General features: G+C 62.6%; 1 protein-coding gene. It reads left to right on the top strand.

Annotation, left to right across the window (positions count from 1 at the left end; genetic code table 11):
- Positions 1-28: 28 nt before the first annotated feature.
- A partial coding sequence (locus BN1130_RS01435; RefSeq protein WP_084218097.1) for a radical SAM protein occupies positions 29-954 on the top strand: 926 nt, incomplete at its 3' end.

Genomic DNA, 954 nt, shown 5'->3' with positions numbered 1-954 from the left:
CCCACCGCCGATGATACTGACGCCCACCATGACCGGACTGCCCAGCCCGGACCCCCTTAAATTTGCGTTCACTGCCAAAACATCTGCGCATGCTAGCCGGGGCGGTGTCAGGCCCTTGGCCCTGGATGACAAGGATTGGCAGGCCTGGTGGCAAACCGCGACGGAGGCCGAGGAGCGCGCCCTCTATATCCATGTCCCTTTTTGCAAGAAGCGCTGCAGCTTCTGCAGTTTCTTCGAAAATGGCGCCAATCCGGCGCGGATGAGCCGTTATATGGCGGCCCTTTGTGACAATCTCCAGCAGGCTGCCAAGACGCCGTTCGCCCTGAGCGCACCCTTCTCGGCCGTCTACGTGGGAGGCGGAACACCGACCGACATGGCGGTCGATGATCTGGCCAGATTGGCCGAGACCATACAGGGGTTTCCCCTGACGCAGGATGCAGAACTGACCCTGGAAGGGCGGCTGAACGGATTCGATGAGCCTAAGTGGCACACGGCGCTGGCGGGCGGGTTCAACCGCTTCTCGTTTGGAGTACAGAGTTTCGACACCCAGGTGCGCCAACAGGCGGCCCGCATCGATGACAGGGCGCGGCTGCTTGAGCGACTTGCCGAACTGACCCGGTACGATGAGGCCGTGATCGTGGCGGATCTCATCTTCGGTCTGCCCGATCAGGATGATGCCATCTGGCGGCAGGATATCGCGGATGTGATGGCGAGCGGGGTGCATGGAGTGGATCTCTACCAGCTTATTGCCATGGCGGGCACCCATCTGGATCGGGCCGAGTCCAAGGGCAAACCGGGCTGGGCGGCCGACAGTCAGCAGCGGGCCAGCATGTATGCCTATGGTGCCCACACCCTGGAGCAGGGCGGCTGGCAGCGGCTCTCTTGCAGCCATTGGCGACGCAGCGAGACCGAGCAGAGCCGTTATAACCAGATGGCCAAGAGGGGGGCCGAGAT

It is taken from the genome of Aeromonas rivuli (genome assembly GCF_000820045.1).
GTDB lineage: Bacteria > Pseudomonadota > Gammaproteobacteria > Enterobacterales > Aeromonadaceae > Aeromonas > Aeromonas rivuli.
The sequence above is the reverse complement of the archived record's forward strand: the minus strand, read 5'-3'. Positions and strand labels throughout refer to the sequence as shown.